The organism is Pseudonocardia yunnanensis (genome assembly GCF_039534065.1).
Classification (GTDB): Bacteria; Actinomycetota; Actinomycetes; order Mycobacteriales; family Pseudonocardiaceae; genus Pseudonocardia; species Pseudonocardia yunnanensis.
Genome location: NZ_BAAAUS010000034.1, coordinates 129,270 through 151,328 on the forward strand (window position 1 = coordinate 129,270; position 22,059 = coordinate 151,328).

Consider the following 22,059-nt stretch of genomic DNA (forward strand, 5'->3'; position numbering starts at 1 on the left):
GACGGGTCTGCGCGGAATCGGTCAGAGCTCGGTGGCGGAGCGGACCGCGAAGGGGGTCTCGGCGCGGAAGCCGATGCGGCGGGAGGCGTCGCGTGCGAGCTCCATGACGATCGGCGCCAACCGTTCGACGTCGGCCGGGCTCACCCGCTGCAGCGGTGCCCCGATTCCGAGGGCGGCGACGAGTTCGCCGTTGAGTCCGAAGACCGGGGCGCTGATGGACGCCGCGCCGGCGTCGCGCTCCTCGAAGGAGGCCGAGAAGCCGGCCCGCCGGATGGCGGCGAGCTGCTCGGTGAGTTCGTCGATGTCGACCACGGTGTGGTCGGTGAATCTGCCCAGACCGTGCCGAACCGCTTCTTGGCGCGCGGTGGGATCCCAGGCAAGGAGCACTTTACCTGCGGATCCTGCGTGCAGCGGCATGACCATCCCGACCACGAACAGCCGGATCACGGGGTGGCGGGACTCGGCGAGCGAGACCACGGTGCGGAAGGGGCCGTGGCGGACGTAGAGGCAGGCCGTCTCGCCGGTGCGGTCGCGCAGCGCCTGCAGCGCGGGCCGGGTGAGCCGGACGAGGTCGAGCCCGAAGGTGCCGGGCGCCGCCCACTGCACGAAGTCCAGGCCGATGCGGTAGTGGTCGTCCTCGCGATCCAGGAACCCCTCGACCACCAGATTGCGGACCAGCCGCTGACAGGTGCTCGCGGGGAGGCCGGTCGTGCGGATGATCTGCTGCAGCGTCAGTTCGGGCTGGTCCACGCTGAAAGACCGCAGAATCTGCGTGATCTTGCGCAGCACCAGAACGGGCACCACCGACGCGCGGCCGTCATCCTCCGCCATGCCTCCACCTCCTGTCCCGAGTGTGACCTCCCGCATCGTATCGACCTGTCGCTTGACGACTAGACCGTCGACTCACATTCTGGTGCGAACCTTCATGAAGTGGGTGATGGGAGATGGTCGTATGACGATCGCTGAGGCGGAGCTCGACGCGACCGGTACTGCGAGCGCGGGCCCGCTGGCCGGGATCCGCGTCCTCGAGCTCGGGAACTTCATCGCCGCACCGAGCGCCGGGCGGCTGCTCGGCGACTTCGGCGCGGATGTCGTGAAGATCGAGCGTCCCGGTAGTGGCGACGAGCTGCGCCGCTGGCGCCTGCACGGTGGGGAGACGTCCCTGCTGTTCCGCACACTGGGGCGCAACAAGCGATCGGTGACCGTGGACATGCGTACCAGCGAGGGCCGGGACATCGTCCTGCGGCTGGCCGCGCAATCGGACGTCGTACTGGAGAACTTCCGGCCGGGCACCCTGGAGCGCTGGGGCATCGGCCCCGACCGGCTGCGCGAGCAGAACCCGCAGCTGGTGGTCGTTCGGGTCTCCGGGTACGGGCAGTCCGGGCCGTACCGCGACCGGCCGGGGTTCGGCGGGGTCGCCGAGGCGATCGGCGGCCTGCGCGCCCTCACCGGCAATCCCGGTCTGCCTCCCACCCGGGTCGGCATCAGCCTCGCTGACTCCGTGGCCGGCCTTTACGCGGTGATCGGAGCGTTGATGGGTCTGCTGGCGCGTGAGCGTACGGGCGGCGAGGTCGTCGACGTCGCGCTCTACGAGGCCGTGTACTCCCTCATGGAGTCGCTCGTGCCCGATTACGACGCGTTCGGCGTCGTGCGTGAGCAGGCGGGGTCCGGACTTCCCGGCATCGCGCCGTCGAACACCTACCGCTGCTCCGACGGCCGCTACATCGTCATCAGTGGTAACGGCGACGGCATCTTCGTCAGGCTCATGCACGCCATCGGGCGGCCCGATCTCGCCACCGACCCGCGGCTGACCGACAACGCCGGCCGGGTTGCCCACTCCGACGAGCTCGACGCGGCGATCGGCACGTGGACCGCCGCCCACAGCCAGGACGAGGTCGCCTCTGTGCTCGTCGCGGCCGACGTGCCGAACGGTCCCATCCTCACAGCGGAGGAGATCGTGAAGGACCCGCACTTCACCGAGCGCGGGATGCACGAGCGTCACCATGTGCGTATCGCCGCCGACGACGAGCGGGACGTCGTGTTCCCGGGTGTCGTTCCGCGTCTCGAACACCGTCCCGGCCGGACCCGATGGCTCGGTCCGGAGCTCGGTGCCGACACCGACGAAGTACTCGCAGCCATCGGGATCGACGTCGCGCAGCGTGAGCGGCTGCGCGCAGAGGGGGTGATCTGACATGGAACCCGACCGTGACGTGCTGATCACCGATGTCGTGCTTCGCGACGGATTGCAGGACGAGCCGATCATCGTCGCTGCTGAGGATCGCGTCAGGCTCGGCCGCTTGTTGCTCGCCGCCGGTCTCGGCTCCCTGGAGGTCGGCGCATTCGTGAGCACGCGCAAGGTTCCGCAGATGACCGGAACCGACGCGGTGCTGCAAGTCCTCGCCCGGGATGCCACGGCTGCGCTGCACACCCTGGTATTCACGGAGTTCGGCGCCCAGCAGGCGGTCGAGGCCGGGGCTCGTTCCGTCCGGTTCGTGGTCTCGGCGACCGACGGCCACAGCCGAGCGAACGCCGGGGTCACCACCGACGTCGCGCTCGACCGTCTCGCGCCGGCCGCCGAAGTGCTGCGGGACGCCGGCGTGACGATCGAGGCGTCCATCGCCACCGCGTTCGTGTGCCCGTTCGACGGCGACACCCCGCCGGAGCAGGTCGCGAGGACCGCGAAACGGCTGGTCCAACTCGGTGCCGAGGTCGTACACCTCGCAGACACCATCGGTGCGGCACACCCGGGCGCGATCATCCGCGGCGTCATGGCCGCCCGCGATGCGGTGCCCGAGGTCCCACTCGGCCTGCACCTCCACAACACCTACGGAATGGCCTCGGCGAACGCGTGGGCCGCTTTCGGTCTCGGGATCAGGCGTTTCGACGCGGCGCTCGGCGGTATCGGCGGATGCCCCTTCGCCCCCGGCGCCTCGGGCAACATCGCCACCGACGACCTCGTGCACTTCTTCCACCGGGAGGGTGTGCACACCGGGATCGACCCGGAAATGCTGGCCGAGGCCCGCGACCTGCTCGCCGCGGTGGTCGGTCATCCGCTGAACTCAGCCTTGTCCCGCATACCGAAGCCCAGGGTGGCCGTCGGCGTGAACTGAGGTCCGGGCAGCCGGGGGGGGGGCTCAGCGGGCGGTGTCGTCGAATGCCGGTTGCAGCGCCGACGGCGGCACCAGGCCCCATCCCTCGAGCGCCTTGCGTACCTGCTCGGCGGCGTCGATGTTCAAGGGCCCCGAGGTCCAGAGGCCGTAGGGCAGGTTGAGGAACCGGTTCTGCTGCACCGCAGGCAGATCCTTGATCCCGTCACGCGCCCGGAGCACCGCGATCTTCTCGCTGTAGGACTGCGGGGGGTAGTCCACGAAGAGGAACGCGTCGGGCCGGCTCGCCGCGATGCGCTCCCAGGACACCGAGGTCCAGGTGTCGGCGACGTCGTCGAGAGCATTGCGGCCACCCGCAGCCGTGATGATCCCCTGGGGTGCGCCGAAGCGACCGCTGGAGTAGACGGTGTCGGTGCCGCTGTCGAACAGGAAGATCGTCGGCGGGGTGCCGGCCTGTGGGGCCTGCTGCAGGGCGGTGAGGCGGGCGGTGATGTCGTCCACGACCGTTCGGGCCTCGGCATCTCGGCCGGTGATCGTGCCCAGGTTCGTGAGATCGTCGCGTAGCGCCGCCCACGGGTCGACGATCCCGCGGGCCCCGGTGTCCCCGGAGCGGCAGCTCTCGGTGAGGACGTAGGGGGCGATGCCCTGGGCCCGCAGCCAGTCCGGGGTGAGGCCGTCGTCCTCGGCGTAGCCGTAGTTCCAGCCGGCCACCATCACGTCCGGGCGCTGGGCCAGCACCGTCTCACGCCCCGGGTACGCCTGCGGCGAGACGTCGTGCAGCCCGTCGACCGCGGCCGCGCCGTAGTGACGGCGCAGCGTGTCGGCGTCGCGCTGGATGCTGGAGACCGCCGCGACGCGGTCCTGCGCCCCGATCGCGAGCACCATCGAGATCAGGTTGCCGTCGTTGACGAACATCCGCGACGCCGATGCGGGGAATTCCGCGGGCGCCCCGCAGTTCGTGACGGTCACGGTGCTTTCCCGGGGAGCACCGGTGGGCGCGGTGGTCTCACCGCTCCCGCACGCCGCCAGCACGACCATCGAGCAGACCGACACCAGCACCGTTCCGAGGCGGGGTCGTCGAGGCATCGTTCCTCCTGGTGGGGGGCTGCAGCAGCAGATGGGTCGCGCCGGTGACGGGGTGGGTGACGCGGGTCGCGTCGACCCCGAACACCGTCCGAACCGTCTCGGGGGTCAGGGCATCGTGCGGCGCGGCTGCCGCGCGGGCGCTGCCGTCGTGGAGCACGAGGATGCGGTCGCAGTGGTCGGCAGCCAGGTTCAGGTCGTGCATGGCCAGCACGACCGTTCGGCCGAGCCCGCGCACGAGGTGCAGCAGGGCGAACTGATGGCGCACGTCGAGATGGTTGGTCGGCTCGTCGAGCAGCAGAACGGCGGCGTCCTGCGCGAGACCGCGGGCCAGTACGACCCGCCTGCGTTCCCCGCCGGAGAGCTGCTCGACGGGTCGCTCCACGGCGTCGGCCATCTCGACCGCCCGCAACGCCCGGCCGACCGCGTCGCGTTCGGCGGTGTCGCCGCCCGCCCAGGGCGAGCGGTGGGGCACCCGGCCGAGGGCCACGAACTCCCCGACGAGGAGATCGGCGGGAAGTTCCTCCTCCTGCCCGACGAAGGCGATCGAGCGCGCCCGGGCCCGGGCCGTCAGCCGATGCAAGGCCCTGCCGTCGAGCCGGACCTCACCGGCCACGGCGGGCCGGATTCCGGCGAGGACGCGCAGCAGGGTGGACTTCCCGCTGCCGTTCGGGCCGACGATGCCGATGGTCTCGCCGTGGGCGACGTCGAGATCGACGCCGCGGAGGACCGTACGGCGCCCGACCGCACACGACACGGCGCTCGCGCTCAGATGGGGCGTCATGACGCCGAGCCGAAGCGGTAGCGGCGCCGACCCATCAGCACGAGGAAGACCGGGGCGCCGATCAGGCCGGTGACGACGCTCAGCGGGACCTCGACCGGACGCACCAGCACCCGGGCCGCGATGTCGACCAGCAGGAGGAAGACGGCACCGGCGAGGGCGGCCACGGGCAACATCGCGCGGTGGCGCGCGCCGACCAGGAGCCGCGCGACGTGGGGCAGGACGAGTCCGACGAAGCCGATGCCGCCGGAGACGGCCACGAGCACGCCGACGAGCGCGGCGAGCAGCACGAACAACACGTTGCGGACCGCCCGGACCGGAACGCCCAACGCGGCCGCCGTGTCCGGACCCGCGGCGAGGGCGTCGAGCCAGCCACTGCCGGCGAGCAGCAGCCCACCGAGCACCACCACCGTGACGAGCGGCAGCCACAGCTCGTCCCATGCGGCCCCTGACAGGCTCCCGAGCAGCCAGAACAGCACCGACTCGGCGGCCGCGCGGTCCGCGCTGCGGAACACCAGGAAGCTCGCCACAGCCGAGAACGCGGAGCCCAGAACGGTGCCGGTGAGGACGAGCCGCAGCGGCGTCAACCCGCCCTGTGCCAGTGCGACGGCGTACACGAGCAGCGCCGCGGCCAGCGCCCCGAGCAGCGCACCGGCCGAGAGCGCCCATGTACCGGCCGCGGCCAGCACCCCTGACGTGATGACGGCCGTGGCGCCGACCGCTGCGCCCGAGGACACCCCGAGCACGTACGGGTCGGCGAGCGGGTTGCGGACCAGCGTCTGGATCCCCGCGCCGGCGATCGCGAGTCCGGCCCCGACGATGATCGCCAGCAGCGAGCGCGGTGCCCGCAGGTCCCAGACGATCGTGTCCTCGGCGAGATCCCGCGGCACGCCTCCGGTGAACCGGGAGTGCAGGACATCCAGCACCGCGCCGGGCGGCAGGGTCTCGGCCCCGACACCGGCGGAGAGGATCGCCGTGACGACGAGCAGGACGGTGAGCACGGCCAGCACGGCGGGCGTCCGCAGGCGGCCCCGAACGCGTACTGCCGTCACCTGGTACGCCTCCCGCTCCCGCAACCGCACACCTGCGCAACACTTGATCGACTGATCATATGGGCAGGTATTTCCCGTGATCAATCGCCCCGGCTCGGGCGGCCGTGCAGCGCGATCGTCGTCACGGTCGGACGACAGGAGCTCCCCGGTCGGCCAGGCTCGTCTGTACGCGGAATCCCGCGGTAATGACGGAGCCGAGGGGAACCATGCCCGACACCACCGCGGCCGCACTCCCGCACCAGGGCGAAACGGTCACCGTGAGCGCGTACCTGGCCACCCGCCTGTGCCAGCTCGACGGCCATCACGTCTTCGGTCTCCCCGGGGACTTCAGCCTCAGCATGCTCGACGAGATGCTCACCGTCCCCGGCGTCGAGTGGGTCGGCTGCACCAACGAGCTGAACGCGGCATACGCCGCCGACGCCTACGCCAGGGCCCGCCGTGGCGTCGCGGCGGTACTCACCACCTACGGCGTCGGCGAGCTGTCGGCGATGAACGGCGTGGCCGGAAGCTACGCCGAGGACGTCCCGGTCGTGCTGGTGTCGGGGATGCCGCCGAGCCGTGCCCGGGCCGACGGGCTCCTGCTGCACCACACCCTCGCCGACGGCGACCACGACCACTTCGTCCGTGCCTACCGTGAGGTGACCGCGGCGGGCGCCGTCCTGCGTGCCGCAACGGCGGTGGCCGAGATCGACCGGATGCTGCTGACCGCGATCAACGAGTGCAAGCCCGTCTACCTCGGCATCCCGGCCGACGTCGCGGTGGCGCGCGTCCCGGCCGCGAACCTGGCCCTCCCGCTACGCCGCTCGCCCAGCGACCCGACCTCCGTGCAGCAGTTCCGCGACGCGCTGACGGCGCTGCTCGCCCAGCACCCCTCGCTGACCGTCCTTGCCGGTCCGCGGGTGCACCGGCGGCGGCTGGAGGGTGAGCTCGCCGCCCTGGCCGACCTTCCCGGAGTGCGCATCGCCACGCAGGCCGGCGCCAAGGCGATGCTCGACGAGGCGCATCCCGCGAGCCTCGGCACCTACATGGGAGGCATGACCAGGTCGGAGATCACCCGGGACGCCGTCGACTTCGCGCCGCTGCTGGTGCTGGCCGGCACCACGCTGAGCGACGTCCTCACCGGGCTCTTCACCCACCGGTTCACGCCCGAGGACGCCGTCGAGCTCGGGTTCGAGACCGCACGGATCGGCGCCTCCCTCTTCCATGGCGTGCGCATGGAGGACGCCGTGCGGATCCTGCACGAGACGGCTGCCGAGCGGGACTTCGCTCCGTTGCCTCCGCTTCCGCCGCTGACCAGGCCGGAGGTCGCGGAAGGGCCGGCGTCGGACGCGCTGACACAGGCCCAGCTCTGGGCGGAGATCCAGCAGTGGATGCCCGAGGGGGTGACCGCGATCGCGGACGCCGGCACCGCCCTGTACGGAGCGCTCGGCTTGCACATGTCGCACGACAGCGACCTGCTCGCGCAGCCGATCTGGTCCTCGATCGGCTACACCCTGCCTGCGACCCTCGGGATCTGCCTGGCCAGGCCGGAGAGTCGCAGCCTGTTGTTCATCGGCGACGGTGCCGCCCAGCTGACGGTGCAGGAGCTGGCCACGATCCTGCACCGCGGCCACACTCCGATCATCGTGCTCATCAACAACGCCGGGTACACGATCGAGCGCGCGATCCAGAGCCCCAAAGCGGCGTACCAGGACATCACCCCGTGGGACTGGTCCGCCCTGCCGTCCGTGCTCGCCCCCGGCGTGCCCTCGCTCACCACGACGGTCCGTACCCGAGCGGAGCTCGCCGAGGCGCTCGTCGAGGCCCGGGAGAGCACAGACCGGCTGGTGCTCATCGAAGCGGTGCTGGACCCCTCCGACGCCCCCGAGATGCTCGTCGAGCTCGGCCGCGGTGCCGCGCGCGCGAACGGTGCGCCATCCGCACCGACCGAACCGGCCTAACAGAGCAGGGGTGATCCGTCCCCGCTGAGGGCTGCGCGTCGGCAGGAAACGGATCTTGCGCAGCCGCGACGCGGGGGTGACGGACATCCCAGCTTGAGACGGTTCACGCTGGGAAAGTCGTTGTAGCGTGCTAACTATCCGCGAGTTTTTTGGGGTGGGCATGCCCGAACTTGACCAGCGCCACAAGATGGCGATCTTGGCGATCTGCTGCATGGGGCTGTTCATCGTCGGGCTGGACAACACCATCGTCAACCTGGCCCTACCCTCGATCGGCCACGAGCTGCAGGCCTCCGTGTCGAGCCTGCAATGGGTGATCGACGCCTACACGGTGGTGCTCGCGAGCTTCCTCATGCTGGCCGGCTCGACCGGCGACCGGATCGGCAGGAAGCGCGTCTTCCAGACCGGCCTGGTGCTCTTCAGCCTCGGTTCACTGCTGTGCAGCATCGCCCCCGGGATCGGACTGCTGATCGTGTTCCGGATGCTGCAGGCGGTGGGCGGGTCGATGCTCAACCCCGTCGCGTTGTCGATCATCACGAACGTGTTCATGGATCGTCGTGAACGCGCCAAGGCGATCGGTGTCTGGGGTGCGGTCGTCGGTCTGAGCTGGGCGCTCGGGCCGGTGCTCGGTGGCCTGCTGGTGGACAGCATCGGCTGGCGGTCGGTCTTCTGGATCAACGTGCCGATCGGACTGGCCGCCGTGCTGCTCGTCGCCCGGTTCGTCCCGGAGTCCCGCTCGGCCCGGCCCCGGCCGATCGACCCGATCGGACAGCTGCTGCTGATCGTGCTGCTGGCCACGCTCACGTACGGGATCATCGAGGCCCCCGGCCAGGGCATCGAGTCGCCGTGGATCATCGCGTGCTTCCTGGTGGCGGTCGCGTCCGCCATCGCGTTCGTCAGCTACGAGAAGCGTGTGGACGAGCCACTGCTGAACATGCGCTTCTTCGCAAGCCCGCCGTTCACGGGCGCCACGCTCATCGCGGTCGGGTCGTTCGGCGTGATGGCCGGGTTCCTCTTCCTCAACGCTCTGTACCTGCAGGAAGTGCGTGGGTACTCGCCGCTGCACGCCGGCCTGCTCACGTTGCCGATGGCGGTGATGACCGGTGGGCTCGCGCCGGTGGCGGGCCGGCTCGTCGCAACTCACGGTCCACGGATCCCGCTGGCGGCCGGAACCGTGGCGATCACGGCGGGATCGCTGCTGCTCTCGGTGCTCACGGCGCAGTCGCCGGTGGTGGAGGTCGTCCTCTCCTACGCCGTGTTCGGCATCGGGTTCGGCTTCATCAACGCGCCGGTCTCCAACGCGGCCGTCTCGGGTATGCCCGCGTCGCAGGCGGGGGTCGCGGCGGCAGTGGCATCAACGAGCCGGCAGGTGGGGGCGACGCTCGGTGTGGCGGTGCTCGGTTCGGTGGTGACCGCGCGGATCGTCGGACCGCTGTCGACGGGCTTCGTCGCCGCCGCTCACCTGGGCTGGCTGATCATGGCCGGAGCGGGTGTGGCGATGTTCGTGATCGGCGTCCTGACCACGGGCAAGTGGGGAATGCGCAAGGCCCAGGTGTTCGACGAGGAGTTCCCCCAGGACATGCCGGTCGCCCAGAGCGTGGCCGTCCAGTCCAGGTAGCCGGTCGCCCGCGTTACTGGTGCCCCCGCTGACGGCCGGGGCACCAGCGAACTGCCTCTCACCAAGCGATCTGCCCGAAGCGCCGAGTGCCGTATCCTCGCGCTCATGGCACACGAAGTGGAGCGCATCGAGGTCGAGGTCGACGCGGCCACCGCGCGCTGGCTGCGTGCATGCGCCCGCACGCGTGGGGGCTCAATGGCCGCCGCCGCCGCCGCGCAGCTCCACGAGCTCGCCGTCGCCGACTCCGTGCGTAGCCACTCCGCCTTCTTCGCCGCGCGCCCGACATACTTCGAGGACGCCGAGGCTGAGTACGAGGCGGCGCAGTCCGCCTGACACGATCGTCGCGTGCTGCGCGGCGAGATCTGGGTGTACCAGCCTGTCATTTCCCGTGAGGGCGAGCCCCGGCTCCGCTTGATCGTCTCGAACGACGCGATCAACCACGACGAGCAGCTCGTGGTCGTCCGCGGGCTACGGATCTTCGACGCAGACCCCGGTGGGCTGCTCGCCGTCCGGATCGAGCCCCACGGGTGGGCGTCGGCCATGTCGTCGGAGAACGTGATTCGCCGGCGGCTGGTCGAGAAGATCGGCGAGGCGACCTCGGACGAGATGGAAGCCGTCGGGGTGGCGATCGCCGCCATGTACGGCCTGCCCGGGTAGCCGTGGCCCTGGGCCCCGCCGTCGGAGCGGCGGGGACATCAGCTTGCTACCAAGCGATCCGCAGGATCGAAGTATTCCCCGACGGGCCGGGGCAGGTGTCGTCAATCGGCGGGGTTCGCTAGGACGTCGAGAGGACCGGGTTGCGCGCGGGCTCCGGGGCGCGCTCGGGCAACAGGACCCGGTCGCTGTGTGTGTAGATGTTCATCGATCCGTTGCGGATGAAGCCGACCATCGTCAGGCCGCACTCCTCGGCCAGCTCGATCGCGAGAGACGAGGGGGCCGACACGGCCGCGATGACCGGCACGCCGGCCATGACGGCCTTCTGGGCCAGCTCGAACGACGTGCGTCCGGAGACGGCGAGCACGAGGCCGCTCGCCGGCACCCGGCCCTGCAGCAGTGCCCATCCGAGCACCTTGTCCACCGCGTTGTGCCGACCGACGTCCTCGCGCACGACGAGGAGCTCACCGGTGGGGCTGAACAGCCCCGCCGCGTGCAGGCCGCCGGTGCGGTCGAACACCTGCTGGCGCCGGCGCAGCGCGTCGGGCAGGTCGGCGAGCACCTCGGTGGACACTCGCGTCTCGTCGGCGCCGGGGGAGTACCGGGAGCGCAGGCGCACGGCGTCGAGCGACGCCTTGCCGCACACACCGCACGAGGACGTGGTGTAGAAGTTGCGTTCCACGCCGGGATCCGGGGTGGGCACGCCCGGCGCGAGGCCGACGTCGAGAACGTTGTAGGTGTTGCGGCCCTCGTCGTCGACGGAGTCGCAGTAGCGCGCGTCGCGGATGTCGGCGGCGCTCCCGATCACGCCCTCCGTGAGCAGGAAGCCGTGGGCGAGCTCGACGTCGTGGCCCGGGGTGCGCATCGTGACCGCCAGCGCGCGGCCACCGACCCGCAGCTCCAGCGGCTCCTCGACGGCGATGGAGTCCGGCCGTCGCGCGGCCCCGTTCGCCGTTACGCGGAGTACCGGACGACGAGCGATCAGACGCCCCATGGGCGGGCTCCCGGGTCGAGAGGAAGGAGGCGCGCGGCGATTGCCGCGGCCGGACCGGGGTCGATCACGGCGAGCGCGTCGGCGACCGCGGCCCCGCGCAGCATCGCCGAGCCGGCGTGCCCCACGGGAACGGCGCCTTGCGGGCCGACGTGCACCGGGATCAGCCTGGTGCTCATCGCATGGCGGGGAAGACCGCCCGGGACGGGCGCCGCGACCAGTGCAGGCAGCGGTTCCCCGCGCATCCCGGTGATGGCCGGGACCGCGAGGGTGAGGAACGCGACGAGCGCGGCGAACGGGTTGCCGGGCAACCCCACGACCAGGCGGCCGTCGGGCAGCTGGGCGAGCGCCTGCGGATGGCCGGGCCGGCACGACACGCCGTCGACGAGGAGTTCGGCGTCGAGCGCGGCGAGCGCGGGACGCAGGTGGTCGGCCGGGCCCGCCGACGATGACCCGGAAACGAGCACGACGTCGGCGTCGGCATCGGCCAGCGCTTCGAGAAGCAGAGCGCGTGAGTCGGGCAGCCGGACGTCGGGCACCGCGTCGGCACCGGCCTGAGCCAGCAGACCGGGCAGCATCGGGCCGATGGCGTCGCGCACCCGGCCCGGCCCCGGTGCCCCCTCGGTGACCAGCTCGTTGCCCGTGACGACCACCGCGACGCGCGGGCGTGGCCGAACCGGCAGGCGGTCCAGTCCCAGCGTGGCGACGAGACCGAGCACGGCGGGGCGCACGAGCGTCCCGGCCGGCAGCAGCTCCTCACCGGCCGAGCACTCCTCACCTGCGCGTCGCACGTGTGCGCCCGGTCTGAGCGCGCCGGCGAGCAGGTGCCCGTTGAGGACGGCGTCCTCGTCGGGCAGCACCGCCGTGGTGCCCGGCGGGACGGCGGTGCCGGTGACCACAGCGCACGCCTCGCCGTCGCGCAGGTGCACGGACGGCACGCCGGCGACGTCGATCCGGCCCACGATCGTCCATGGGGCCGAGCCGCACACGGCGTAGCCGTCCATCGCCGAGCGGTCCACCGGCGGCACGTTCGCCGGTGCCACCACGGGGGCGGCGAGCACCGTGCCGACGGCGGAGGCGAGGGGGACCGACCGTGCAGGAAGGGGCTGTCCGGCAGCGTGAGCGCGCTCGCGGGCCGCGTCCCAGGCGAGGGACGTAGTCGGCGGCGCGAACGCGGTGCTCACGAGCTCGCCTGACCGAGCACTTCGGCCGCGCGGAGCGCCACCGGGTCGAGCCCCTCGCCGCCCTCGGCCACGTGCTCCAGGAGCGCCTTCTTCATGCGCGGCTCCCAGAAGTCCCGCAGGTGCACGGCCACCTCGGCGGCGGCCACCTCGATCGGCTTGTGCCCGAACTGCTCCGCGACCTCGTTGACCAGCCGTACGTGCGGAGGAACGGTGCTGATGGACATCGATCAATCTCCTGCCGTGACGACCGGTCGCTGCGCCAGGTGCTCGCGCACGGCGGCCTGCTCCGGTGTGAGTCCGACCTGAACGGCCGTGACCTTGTACTCCGGGCAGTTGGTCGCCCAGTCGGAGTTGTCGGTGGTGATCACGTTGGCTCCCGTGACCGGGTGGTGGAAGGTCGTGTAACACACGCCGACCGGCATCCGTTCCGACAGTACCGCCCGAAGGGTGGTCTGGCCGACACGGCTGGAGAGCGACACCATGTCGCCGTCGTTGATCCCGCGCACCTCCGCGTCGTGCGGGTGCAGCTCGAGGATGTCCTCGGGGTGCCACGCGACGTTGGCGGTGCGGCGGGTCTGCGCGCCGACGTTGTACTGCGACAGGATCCGGCCGGTGGTGAGGATCAGCGGGAACTTGCGCGTGCTGCGTTCGCGGGTGGGCACGTAGACCGTCTCGACGAAGCGGCCCTTGCCGCGCACGAACCCGGTCTCGTGCATGATCGGCGTGCCGTTCGGGGCCGCGGTGTTGCACGGCCACTGCACGCTGCCGACCTTGTCGAGGTGGGCGAAGGAGACGCCGGCGAACGTCGGCGTGGTCATCGCGATCTCGTCCATGATCTGCGACGAGTTGTCGTAGTGCATCGGGTAGCCCATCGCCTGCGAGATCTCGCAGACGATCTCCCACTCCTGCTTGCCGGTCTGCGGCGCCATCACCGGGCGCACCCGGTTGATCCGCCGCTCGGCGTTGGTGAACGTGCCGTCCTTCTCCAGGAACGACGTGCCGGGCAGCAGCACGTGGGCGAACTTCGCCGTCTCATTCTCGAAGAGGTCCTGGACGACGAGCAGATCCAGCGCGGCGAGCGCGGCGTGCACGTGGTTGGTGTTGGGGTCGGACTGAGCGATGTCCTCGCCCTGCACGAACAGCGCCCGGAACGAGCCCTCGATGGCCGAGTCGAACATGTTGGGGATGCGCAGGCCGGGCTCCTCGAGCAGCGGCACCCCCCAGAGCTGCTCGTAGACGTCGCGGGCGCCGTCGTCGGACACGTGGCGGTAGCCGGGCAGCTCGTGCGGGAACGAGCCCATGTCGCAGGAGCCCTGCACGTTGTTCTGCCCGCGCAGCGGGTTGACCCCCACGCCGTTGCGGCCGATGTTGCCCGTGGCCATCGCGAGGTTCGCCATGCCCATGACCGTGGTCGAGCCCTGGCTGTGCTCGGTGACGCCGAGGCCGTAGTAGATGGCGCCGTTGCCGGCCTCCGCGTAGAGCCGGGCCGCGGCGCGGACCTCGGCGGCGGGGACCCCGGTGATCTCCTCGACGGCCTCGGGGCTGTGCTCCGGCTGGGCGATGAACTTCTCCCACGCCTCGACGTCCTCGCAGCGCTCCTGCACGAACTGCCGGTCGACGAGCCCCTCGGTGACGATGACGTGCGACATCGCGTTGACGATCGCGACGTTTGTGCCGGGCGCGAGCTGCAGGTGGTGGGTGGCCTCGATGTGCGGAGAGCGGACGAGGTCGATGCGCCGCGGGTCGATGACGATCAGCTTGGCGCCCTGGCGCAGCCGCCGCTTCATCCGCGAGGCGAACACCGGGTGGCCGTCGGTGGGGTTGGCCCCGATCACCATGATCACGTCGGCCTTGGCGACGGACTTGAAGTCCTGCGTGCCTGCGGAGGTGCCGAAGGTCTGCTTGAGCCCGTAGCCGGTGGGGGAGTGGCAGACGCGGGCGCAGGTGTCGACGTTGTTGTTGCCGAAGACCGCGCGCACCATCTTCTGGACGACGTAGACCTCTTCGTTCGTCGTCCGGGACGAGGTGATCGCGCCGATCGAGCTCGAGCCGTGCTCGGCCTGGATCTCCCGCAGCCGCCGTGCCGTGAACTGGATGGCCTCGTCCCAGGAGACCTCGCGCCACGGGTCGGTGATCGAGTCGCGCAGCATCGGGGACATCACGCGGTCGGGGTGGCTGGCGTAGCCGAAGGCGAACCGGCCCTTGACGCAGGAGTGGCCCTCGTTGGCGCCACCGTCCTTGTAGGGCACCATCCGCACCAGCTCGTCGCCGCGCAGCTCCGCCTTGAATGAGCAGCCGACGCCGCAGTACGCGCAGGTGGTGACGACCGAGCGGGTGGGCATGCCCAGCTGGACGACCGACTTCTCCTGCAGCGTGGCCGTGGGGCAGGCCTGCACGCATGCGCCGCAGGAGACGCAGTCGGACTCCATGAACGAGACGCCGGCGCCCGCGGCGACCTTCGAGTCGAAGCCGCGGCCCTCGATCGTGAGGGCCAGGGTGCCCTGCACCTCGTCACAGGCGCGGACACAGCGCGAGCACGCGATGCACTTGGAGGCGTCGAAGTCGAAGTAGGGGTTGGACGTGTCCTTGGGGGCGTCCATGTGGTTGGCGCCGGCATCGACACCGGATCCGTAGCGGACCTCACGCAGCCCCGTGACCCCGGCCATGTCCTGCAGCTCGCAGTCGCCGTTGGCCGAGCACGTGAGGCAGTCGAGCGGGTGGTCGGAGATGTAGAGCTCCATGACACCGCGGCGCAGCTTCCCGAGCTTCTCGGTCTGCGTGCGCACCACCATGCCGGGGGCGACCGGTGTGGTGCAGGACGCCGGCGTGCCGCGTGCGCCGTCGATCTCGACGACGCACAGCCGGCAGGAGCCGAACGCCTCCAGGCTGTCGGTGGCGCAGAGCTTGGGGATGTCGAGCCCGGCCTGCTTGGCCGCGCGCATGACCGACGTTCCCGGTGGCACCGTCACGGCCACGCCGTCGATGGTCACCTCGACGGTGGCCGCGCCCTCGCGGGCGGGCGTTCCGAAGTCGGGCTCCTTGAGCAGAGTCATGCCGTGCCCCCGTCGCTTGTTCCTGTGGTGGTGGTCGCCGGGACGCCGAAGTCCTCGCCGAAATGCCGGACCGCGCTCAACACCGGCATGGGGGTGAGCCCACCCATGGCGCAGAGGGATCCGTCGGTCATGAGCTCACACAGGTCGTCGAGCAGCACGAGGTTCTTCGTGCGGTCCTCGCCTGCGCGGATACGGTCGATCGTCTCGACACCGCGGACGGCGCCGACGCGGCAGGGCGTGCATTTCCCGCACGACTCCTCCGCACAGAAGGAGAAGGCGAACCGGGCCATCGCGGCCATGTCCACCGTGTCGTCGAACACGACCACGCCGCCGTGGCCGAGCATGGCGCCCGCCGCGGCGAACGACTCGTAGTCCATCGGCAGGTGGAACTGCTCCGCCGGGACGTACGCCCCGAGCGGTCCACCGACCTGCATCGCGCGTACCGGCCGGCCGGAGGCCGTGCCGCCGCCGAGGTCCTGCACGAGCTCGCCGAGGGTGATCCCGAAGGGTGTCTCGAAGATGCCGCCGTGGGCGATGTTGCCGCCGAGCTGGAAGACGCTGGTGCCGCGGGAGCGGCCGGTGCCCAGCTCCGCGTACGCGGCGGCGCCGTGGGCAAGGATCGCAGGCACCGAGCCGAGCGACAGCACGTTGTTGACGACGGTGGGACGCCCGAAGAGGCCCTCGAGGGCGGGGATCGGCGGCTTCGCGCGCACCGTGCCTCGCTTGCCCTCGAGGCTCTCCAGCATCGAGGTCTCTTCACCGCAGATGTAGGCGCCCGCGCCGACCCGTACGAACATGTCGAACGTCAGGTCGGAGCCGAGCACCCGCTCGCCGAGCCAGCCGCGCTGCCGGGCCGTCTCGATGGCCGCGTTCAGAGCCTCGACGGCCTCCGGGTACTCCGAGCGCACGTAGATGTAGCCCTCGGTGGCGCCGACGGCGTAGGCGGCGATCGTCATTCCCTCGATGAGGGTGAACGGGTCGCCCTCCATCAGCATGCGGTCGGCGAAGGTGCCCGAGTCGCCCTCGTCGGCGTTGCAGCAGACGAACTTGACGTCCGACTGTGCGCCGAGCACCGTGCGCCACTTGATGCCTGTGGGGAAGCCCGCACCGCCACGGCCGCGCAGGCCGGAGTCCACGACCTCCTCGACGACCTCGGCCGGGGTCTTCGCGAGCGCGGCCCGGAGCCCGGCGTAGCCGCCGTGGGCCTCGTAGTCCTCGGCGGAGCGTGGGTCCACGATCCCGACGCGGGCGAACGTCACCCGCTGCTGGCGCTGCATCCACGGCAGGTCCTCGACGAGTCCGAGGCCTTCCGGCGTGCCGTCCAGCAGGCCGGCGGCGACCAGGCCGTCGACCTCCTCCGGAGCGACCGGCCCGTACCCGACGCGACCCTCGGCCGTCTCGACCTCGACCAGCGGCTCCAGCCAGAGCATTCCGCGCGAACCGGTGCGCACCACCTCGACGTCGCGGCCGGCAGTGGCGGCCGCAGCGGCGATCCGCTCGGCCACCTCATCGGCACCGACCGACAGTGCGGCGGAATCCCGCGGCACGAACACCCGCACATGACGAGTCATCGGGCTTCTCCCAGCAGTGCGTCGAGGCGGGCGGGGGTGACCCGGCCGTGCAGCCGATCGCCGACCTGCACCGCCGGACCGAGAGCGCAGTTGCCGAGGCAGAAGACCTCGTCGAGCGTGACAGCGCCGTCGGAGGTGGTCTCACCGAAACCGACGCCCGTGCGTCGCTTCGCGTGCTCGCCGAGCGCCTCGGCGCCAACCGCCTGGCAGGCCTCCGCCTGGCACACCCGCACCGTGGTGCGGCCGGCCGGGGCGCGCCGGAAGTCGCGGTAGAAGGTGACGACGCCGTGGACCTCGGCGACCGCGAGGTTGAGCACGTCGGCGATCACCGGTACGTCAGCCGGATCGATGTACTCCAGGTCTTCCTGTATCGCGTGGAGTATCGGCAATAGCGGGCCGCGCACGTCCCGCAGCGTTGTCGCGATATTGCGCACGTGCTCAGCGCGTACTGCCGCGAGATCCGTGACGTCCGTCGTCATGGTCGCGAGTGTCCCGCTCTGAGGTGCCACAGTTCAAAGCAATCTTGCCTATGCCTTGATAAGCGGGAGCTATGAACGGCCGCGGACGTGCTTTCGGAGCAGCTGGTCGAGCGCGGCTCGCATGTCCACCGACCCTGCAACATCGAGCAGGGCCCGCGCCAGCATCGGCTCCGGAACGCGGTCGGGAAGCACCAGGCCGATGCGGTGGCTCGTGGTCGGCGGGGTCATGGGAACGATGCGCATCCCATCAGGAACACCGAACAGGTGCAACCATGCGTGCGCGATGATCGTCGACCACCGGTGGGTGGCGACGTGCGCGTAGAGCACCGACACCGCATCGGCCTCCAACATCGGTTCCACCGCGACACCTGCGTCGGTGAAGGCGCGGTCGATGATCCGACGGTTCTCCATGTCCGGCGACAGCAGGCAGAGCGGCAGCGTCGCCGCGTCGTCCCACGCGGCGGTGGTCCGCCCGGCGAGGGGCGAGTCGTCGGGCGTCAGCAGCAGGTAGCGCTCCCGGTAGAGCGGGACGGTGCGCACCGCGCCGCCGAGCGGTTCACCGTCGACGTAGGTCATGCCGACGTCGAGCTCGTACTCGGCCAGCTTGCGCACGATCTCGCGGGAGGACAACGACTCGAAGGAGATCCGCACCCGCCCGTGCAGCTCGCTGAACGGGCCGGTGAGCAGGGGAGCGGCGGTGAGCGCCGTCGGGATGGCGCCGATGCGGAGACGGCCGGTGAGGCCACCTGCCATCCGGTCCAGGTCCTGCCGCAGCGCGTCGCGGTCGGCGAGCATGCGGTGTGCCCACAGCACCACCCGCTCGCCCTCCGGCGTGAATCCGCCGAACCGCCGCTCCCGCCGCACGATCTGCACCCCGAGATCGGCCTCCAGCCTGCGGATCGCCGCAGACAGTGCCGGCTGCGACACGTGGCACGCGGCCGCCGCACGGGCGAAATGACGTTCCCGCGCGAGGGCGCTGAGATATTCCAGCTGGCGCAGGAGCACCGGACAGGGATACCGGCGCGGAGGCAGAAGCGCAAAGCCGGGCCGCGCACCCCCCGCGAGTCGCCCGTTCCGGGCGCGCGAGTTGCCCGTTCCCCGCCACGATCGCCGCGAGATCCGCGGACCGGCCCCCACGAGGGCGGATCCGCGGATCTCGCAGTGATCATGCGCGGGCGGCGTCGAAGCGGGACTGGGCGTCGGCCCAGTTCACGACGTTCCACCAGGCCTTGACGTAGTCGGGCTTGACGTTCTTGTACTGCAGGTAGAACGCGTGCTCCCACATGTCGAGCATGACCAGCGGGATCTGGCCGGCGGGGAGGTTGGCCTGCTGGTCGTAGAGCTGGTGGATCAGCAGCCGGCTGCCGAGGGTGTCCCAGCCGAGGATGGCCCAGCCGGAGCCCTGGATGGTGGTGGCGGCCGAGGTGAAGTGGGCCTGGAAGGCGTCGAAGCCTCCGAAGGCGTCGTCGATGGCGGCGGCGAGCTCGCCGGTGGGCTTGTCGCCGCCGTCGGGGGAGAGGTTGTTCCAGAAGATCGAGTGGTTGACGTGGCCGCCGAGGTTGAAGGCGAGTGTCTTCTCGAGCCCGACGATCGCGTCGAAGTTGCCGCTGTCGCGGGCGGTGGCGAGCTTGTCGAGCACGCCGTTGAGGGCGGTGACGTAGGTCTGGTGGTGCTTGCTGTGGTGCAGCTCCATGATCTCGCCGGCGATGTGCGGGGCAAGGGCGCCGTAGTCGTAGGGGAGATCGGGAAGCGTGTACTCGGCCATGGACTCCTCCGCTCGTCAGTGCGTAGTCGCCACTATCTTGCAACAGCCAAGAGGAATCGTCAGCCGGGACCCTCGGTGCTCAACGGCCGAGCGCCCGTAATGCCCTGTTCATCCGATCATGCGAGCATGATCCGGTTCGTGCTGTGGCACAGTCCGGCGCAGCAACCAGTGGAGGGCCTCGTATGCCTCGGTCGTCTCGTCCGGTCCGGCGCGCTGTGCTCGTGGCTGCGGGTGTCCTGCTCGCCGGGCGCTGACCGCCGCCACCACGGGCGGGGGCGACGGAGGCGGCGGGGACACCGGCCCCGAGCCGGTCGCGGTGCAGCTGCTCGCACTCAACGACTTCCACGGCAACCTCGAACCGCCGACGGGTTCCAGCGGCACGATCGCCGGCGTCCCGGCCGGTGGTGTGGAGTACCTCGCCACCCAGCTCGCGCAACTTGCCGGCCAGGCACAGCAGGAGAACACGATCACCGTGGCCGCCGGTGACCTCATCGGGGCCTCGCCGCTGTTGTCGGCCGCGTTCCACGACGAACCGTCGATCGAGGCACTCGGACTGGCCGGGCTCGACGTTGCGAGCGTGGGTAACCACGAGTTCGACGAGGGCGCCGACGAGTTGCTGCGCATCCAGAACGGCGGCTGTCACCCCGACGACGGTTGCGCCGACCAGGACCGGCCGTACAAGGGCGCGGAGTTCCAGTACCTCTCGGCCAACGCCTTCGTCACCGATACCGGCGGGCCGCTACTGGAGCCGTACGCGATCAAGGAGGTCGGCGGCGTCCGCATCGGGTTCATCGGGATGACGTTGGAGGGGACCCCGGACATCGTCACGCAGTCCGGCGTGGCCGGGCTGGAGTTCCGCGACGAGATCGAGACGGGCAACCGGTACGCGGAGGAGCTGCAGAAGCAGGGCGTCGAGGCGATCGTGGTGCTCCTGCACGAGGGCGGCACGCAGGCCCCGAACGCGGGCATCAACGACTGCGCCGGGCTGCAGGGGCCGATCGTCCCCATCGCCGAAGGGTTCTCCCCGGCGATCGACGTCGTGGTCAGCGGCCACACCCACCAGGCCTACAACTGCGTGATCGCGGGCAAGGTCGTCACCAGCACCAGCTCGTTCGGGCGCCTGGTCACCGACATCGACCTGCAGATCGACCCGGCCACCGGCAACGTGCTGACGGCCACGGCCACCAACGTGGTGGTGGGACGTGACGTGCCGGCGGATCCGGCGGAGACCGAGCTCGTCACGCGGTACCGCGCGCTGCTCGGGCCGATCGCCTCCCGTCAGGTGGGCGAGACCACGGGAGCCGTCACCCGCGCCCAGGAACCGCTTTTCGGCACCCTGGTGGGCGAGTCGTCACTGGGCAACCTCATCGCCGACGCGCAGCTCGCGGCCACCGACCAGGAGCAGGGCGCGGTGGCCGCGTTCATGAACCCCGGTGGCGTGCGTGCCGACCTCGACGCCGGCCCCGTCACCTACGAGGAAGCCTTCACCGTCCAGCCCTTCAACAACTACCTGACCACGGTGGACCTCAGCGGCGCGCAGCTCGACTGCCTGCTGGAGCAGCAGTTCGTGGCCGAACGCACGCTGCAGCCGTCGGCGTCGGTGGCCTACACGGTCGACCCCAACGGGGCGTCGGGCACGGCCGCCGACCCCTGCTCGGGCACCCGCGTCGGCGCGCTCAGCATCGGTGGCGCACCCGTCGATCCCGCGGCCACCTACCGGATCACGGTGAACAGCTTCCTCGCCGACGGCGGCGACGGCTTCTCCGTGCTGACCCAGGGCACGAACCGGGTGGTGGGCGGCCTCGACATCGACGGTCTCGCCGACTACCTGACCGAGGTGGGCCCGGTCGCACCCCCGGCCACCGACCGGATCACCGTGTCCTGACCTGCGGGACGCGCCTCAGTCGGGGTACGCACCGCCGTCGAGCGCGATGATCTTGTTGGTCAGATAGCCGTTGCGGAGCATGGCGAGGGAGAGGTCGGCCACCTCCGCGGTGGTGCCCAGGCGGCCGACGGGGATCATCGGGGGCACCGGGTCGTCCGGCCCGAGCGGCAGCATCCTGGTGCCCGCGATGAGGGCAGGAGCGATCGCGTTGACGGTCACACCCGTGTCGGCGACACGTGCCGCGAGGTGGTGCGTCAGGCCGTGCAGCGCCGCCTTTGCCGCCGCGTAGTGCGGGCCGATGACCCCGCCGGTGAACGCGGCCACCGAGGAGAACAGCAGGATCCGGCCGAACCCCCGCTCGATCATCCGGGGCAGCGTCTCCTGGACGAGGAAGAACGGGGCGCGGACGTTCACGGTCATGCTCTCGTCCCACAGCGCCCCGTCGACGTCCGTCCACGACCTCTGCTCGGCCACGCCCGCCGCGGGGACCAGCACGTCGACGTCGCCCAGCCGTTCGCGGGTCGCGGCGACGACGCGCGCCGGGCTGTCGGGGTCCGTGAAGTCGGCCTGCATGACCTCGGCGCGGCGGCCGAGCCTGCGGGCCTGGTCCGCCACGTGTTCGGCCTCGTCGGCGTGTCCGCCGTAGGTGAGCATGAGATCGGTGCCGCTCTCGGCGAGCCGCCGTGCGATCTCCTGGCCGATACCGCCGGAGGCTCCCGTGATCAGAGCCACACGATCGCGCAGAACCGAGTCGATGCCGCTGTCGGCCACGGGGTTGTCCTCCTCGTCGCTACCGGATCTCGACAGTACGACGGGTCACAGGGCCCGGTGAGGGTGCTTCGAGTGCCCATTCTTGTCATTCCCCGTCTGGTTACGCTGCGTGCAATATGGCGGCATCC

At 70.9% G+C, this 22,059-nt stretch carries 20 protein-coding genes; 7 read left to right on the forward strand and 13 right to left on the reverse strand.

The features are described 5' to 3' along the window. Window positions 1–21 precede the first annotated feature (21 nt). Complete coding sequence (locus tag ABD743_RS29150; RefSeq protein ID WP_344725562.1) at window positions 22–831, reverse strand: IclR family transcriptional regulator; 810 nt, start codon at window positions 829–831, stop codon at window positions 22–24. A gap of 121 nt (window positions 832–952) precedes the next feature. Between ABD743_RS29150 and ABD743_RS29155 the strand changes: the two genes are divergently transcribed. Both ABD743_RS29155 and ABD743_RS29160 read left to right on the forward strand, forming a co-directional pair. Next, window positions 953–2,191: a CaiB/BaiF CoA transferase family protein gene (locus ABD743_RS29155; protein WP_344725563.1), complete on the forward strand. Its 1,239-nt coding sequence runs from the start codon at window positions 953–955 to the stop codon at window positions 2,189–2,191. A 1-nt stretch (window position 2,192) separates the two neighbouring features. Then, the gene (locus ABD743_RS29160; protein ID WP_344725564.1) at window positions 2,193–3,110 is read left to right on the forward strand and encodes a hydroxymethylglutaryl-CoA lyase; all 918 of its coding nucleotides are present in this window, start codon (window positions 2,193–2,195) and stop codon (window positions 3,108–3,110) included. Window positions 3,111–3,134: 24 nt separating this feature from the next. Here ABD743_RS29160 and ABD743_RS29165 read toward each other — a convergent pair whose 3' ends face one another. The 3 genes from ABD743_RS29165 to ABD743_RS29175 are packed head-to-tail and all read right to left on the reverse strand — an operon-like array spanning window position 3,135 to window position 6,023. Next, complete coding sequence (locus tag ABD743_RS29165) at window positions 3,135–4,193, reverse strand: ABC transporter substrate-binding protein (RefSeq protein WP_344725565.1); 1,059 nt, start codon at window positions 4,191–4,193, stop codon at window positions 3,135–3,137. Further along, on the reverse strand, window positions 4,114–4,974 hold the full coding sequence (locus tag ABD743_RS29170; protein ID WP_344725566.1) for an ABC transporter ATP-binding protein: 861 nt from the start codon (window positions 4,972–4,974) through the stop codon (window positions 4,114–4,116). Before ABD743_RS29170 ends, ABD743_RS29165 begins: the two co-directional genes overlap by 80 nt. Continuing rightward, window positions 4,971–6,023 (reverse strand): FecCD family ABC transporter permease, encoded by a 1,053-nt coding sequence (locus ABD743_RS29175; protein ID WP_344725567.1) that lies wholly within the window; start codon window positions 6,021–6,023, stop codon window positions 4,971–4,973. The genes ABD743_RS29170 and ABD743_RS29175 overlap by 4 nt, the downstream gene beginning before the upstream one ends. A 206-nt stretch (window positions 6,024–6,229) precedes the next feature. On the opposite strand from ABD743_RS29175, the gene ABD743_RS29180 reads away from it, so the two are divergent. The 4 genes from ABD743_RS29180 to ABD743_RS29195 all read left to right on the forward strand — a co-directional run bounded on the left by ABD743_RS29180 (window position 6,230) and on the right by ABD743_RS29195 (window position 10,235). Next, window positions 6,230–7,963 (forward strand): alpha-keto acid decarboxylase family protein, encoded by a 1,734-nt coding sequence (locus ABD743_RS29180; RefSeq protein ID WP_344725568.1) that lies wholly within the window; start codon window positions 6,230–6,232, stop codon window positions 7,961–7,963. 160 nt (window positions 7,964–8,123) lie between these two features. After that, window positions 8,124–9,578, forward strand: a complete 1,455-nt coding sequence (locus ABD743_RS29185; RefSeq protein WP_344725569.1) for an MFS transporter — start codon at window positions 8,124–8,126, stop codon at window positions 9,576–9,578. A 105-nt stretch (window positions 9,579–9,683) separates the two neighbouring features. Then, window positions 9,684–9,911: a hypothetical protein gene (locus ABD743_RS29190; RefSeq protein ID WP_344725570.1), complete on the forward strand. Its 228-nt coding sequence runs from the start codon at window positions 9,684–9,686 to the stop codon at window positions 9,909–9,911. A gap of 12 nt (window positions 9,912–9,923) precedes the next feature. Continuing rightward, window positions 9,924–10,235, forward strand: coding sequence for a type II toxin-antitoxin system PemK/MazF family toxin (locus tag ABD743_RS29195; RefSeq protein WP_344725571.1), 312 nt, complete (start codon window positions 9,924–9,926; stop codon window positions 10,233–10,235). A 118-nt stretch (window positions 10,236–10,353) separates the two neighbouring features. Here the strand turns inward: ABD743_RS29195 and fdhD are convergent, their stop codons facing one another. The 8 genes from fdhD to ABD743_RS29235 all read right to left on the reverse strand — a co-directional run bounded on the left by fdhD (window position 10,354) and on the right by ABD743_RS29235 (window position 19,275). Further along, window positions 10,354–11,226 carry a formate dehydrogenase accessory sulfurtransferase FdhD gene (fdhD, locus tag ABD743_RS29200; RefSeq protein WP_344725572.1) on the reverse strand — a complete coding sequence of 291 codons (873 nt, stop codon included), beginning with the start codon at window positions 11,224–11,226 and terminating at the stop codon, window positions 10,354–10,356. Beyond that, on the reverse strand, window positions 11,214–12,407 hold the full coding sequence (locus tag ABD743_RS29205; RefSeq protein WP_344725573.1) for a molybdopterin molybdotransferase MoeA: 1,194 nt from the start codon (window positions 12,405–12,407) through the stop codon (window positions 11,214–11,216). Before ABD743_RS29205 ends, fdhD begins: the two co-directional genes overlap by 13 nt. Next, window positions 12,404–12,631 (reverse strand): formate dehydrogenase subunit delta, encoded by a 228-nt coding sequence (locus ABD743_RS29210; protein ID WP_344725574.1) that lies wholly within the window; start codon window positions 12,629–12,631, stop codon window positions 12,404–12,406. Before ABD743_RS29210 ends, ABD743_RS29205 begins: the two co-directional genes overlap by 4 nt. Before the next feature lie 3 nt (window positions 12,632–12,634). Then, window positions 12,635–15,460: a formate dehydrogenase subunit alpha gene (fdhF, locus tag ABD743_RS29215; RefSeq protein WP_344725575.1), complete on the reverse strand. Its 2,826-nt coding sequence runs from the start codon at window positions 15,458–15,460 to the stop codon at window positions 12,635–12,637. After that, the gene (locus ABD743_RS29220) at window positions 15,457–17,031 is read right to left on the reverse strand and encodes a formate dehydrogenase beta subunit (protein WP_344725576.1); all 1,575 of its coding nucleotides are present in this window, start codon (window positions 17,029–17,031) and stop codon (window positions 15,457–15,459) included. The genes fdhF and ABD743_RS29220 overlap by 4 nt, the downstream gene beginning before the upstream one ends. Continuing rightward, window positions 17,028–17,510, reverse strand: a complete 483-nt coding sequence (locus ABD743_RS29225) for a formate dehydrogenase subunit gamma (RefSeq protein ID WP_344725577.1) — start codon at window positions 17,508–17,510, stop codon at window positions 17,028–17,030. The genes ABD743_RS29220 and ABD743_RS29225 overlap by 4 nt, the downstream gene beginning before the upstream one ends. A gap of 69 nt (window positions 17,511–17,579) precedes the next feature. After that, entirely contained in the window at window positions 17,580–18,515 is a 936-nt protein-coding gene (locus tag ABD743_RS29230; RefSeq protein ID WP_344725578.1) for a LysR family transcriptional regulator, read from the reverse strand. A gap of 160 nt (window positions 18,516–18,675) precedes the next feature. Beyond that, window positions 18,676–19,275, reverse strand: coding sequence for a superoxide dismutase (locus ABD743_RS29235; RefSeq protein WP_344725579.1), 600 nt, complete (start codon window positions 19,273–19,275; stop codon window positions 18,676–18,678). A 316-nt stretch (window positions 19,276–19,591) separates the two neighbouring features. On the opposite strand from ABD743_RS29235, the gene ABD743_RS29240 reads away from it, so the two are divergent. Next, window positions 19,592–21,160: a bifunctional metallophosphatase/5'-nucleotidase gene (locus tag ABD743_RS29240; protein WP_344725580.1), complete on the forward strand. Its 1,569-nt coding sequence runs from the start codon at window positions 19,592–19,594 to the stop codon at window positions 21,158–21,160. A 15-nt stretch (window positions 21,161–21,175) separates the two neighbouring features. On the opposite strand, the gene ABD743_RS29245 is transcribed toward ABD743_RS29240, so the two are convergent. Further along, window positions 21,176–21,931: an SDR family NAD(P)-dependent oxidoreductase gene (locus ABD743_RS29245; RefSeq protein WP_344725581.1), complete on the reverse strand. Its 756-nt coding sequence runs from the start codon at window positions 21,929–21,931 to the stop codon at window positions 21,176–21,178. Between the last annotated feature and the right edge of the window lie 128 nt (window positions 21,932–22,059).